Source organism: Ideonella azotifigens, assembly GCF_006519715.1.
Lineage (GTDB): Bacteria > Pseudomonadota > Gammaproteobacteria > Burkholderiales > Burkholderiaceae_C > Ideonella > Ideonella azotifigens.
This window is the reverse complement of record NZ_VIDT01001189.1, coordinates 1-1,017: the sequence shown is the minus strand read 5'-3', so window position 1 is coordinate 1,017 and position 1,017 is coordinate 1. Positions and strand designations below refer to the sequence as shown.

The window sequence follows — 1,017 nt, the reverse complement described above, 5'->3', positions numbered from 1 at the left end:
GCGATCTGCTGGCGCGCCAGGTCGAGGCGCCGGTTTGCTGGCAGGCCTCGGTCGAGCACCTGCACGCCCTGGGCGCACGCGTGTTCGTGGAGGTCGGCCCCGGCCGGACCTTGACCGAGTTGGCCGGCCAGATCCTGAAGGACAGGCCGCATGTGGCGCTGGCCTGCGACCCCGGCAATGCCGACCCGCGCGAGCACCTGCTGCAACTGCTGGCGCGCCTGGTCTCGCTCGGTTTGCGACCTGCGCTGCGGGACTTTGCGCTGGACGTTCCGGCCTTCACGTCACCGCCGGCCGCCGCGCGCCTGCTGCCTTCCCCACCTCTTGCCACGGCCCTCCCGCCGCTTCCGCCCGTGAATGCCCTGAACCACTTCCTCGACGTCAACGGCCGGGTCATGACCCGCTTCTTCGAGCAACAGTCCTCGTTGGTGGACCTGTGTGCAGGCAGCCTGGCCGGCGAGCGCCAGCAGTTGTTCACGGCACTGGTGCAGGCCAACCAGCAGGCGCTGGAGAGCTACCTGCAGACGCAGCAGCAGGCGGTACTGGGCCGGCCTGTTGCGGAAGCGGCGCTGCCGGCGGCGGCATCGGCCGCATCGCTACCGCCGGTCTTGGCGCCAACGCCTGCACACACACATGAGGCACCTGTGCCGCCCTTGGTCACCGGACCGTTGACGCCCGCGGCCCCGGCCGGCAGCGAGCCCTGGTTTCGCTCGATGATCGCCAACCTGACCGGTTTCCCCGAAGCCATGGTGCGGGCTGACAGCGACTTCGAAGGCGAACTGGGGCTGGACTCGCTGACCATGGCCGAGGTCTGGTTTGCGCTGGTCGATGAATTCCCGCAGCTCGACAGCCAGCGCGACGCCTTCCGCCAGTGCCGCAGGATCTCGGACGCCGTGGCGCTGATCGCCTCACTGGGCGACATGCCACCGGCAGTGGCCGAGCCGCCGGTGCCTGAGCCCAGGCCTGTGGTCGTGGCGGCGCCGAAAGCTGCTGTGGCCATGACCCGTGCTGCACCGGCCG

Annotated in this window: 1 protein-coding gene; it reads left to right on the top strand. The window is 70.2% G+C overall.

Features of this window, described 5'->3' with window-relative positions:
- Positions 1 to 1,017 (top strand): phosphopantetheine-binding protein (locus tag FKP22_RS31530; RefSeq protein ID WP_233447045.1); only part of this gene is annotated, 1,017 nt, incomplete at both ends.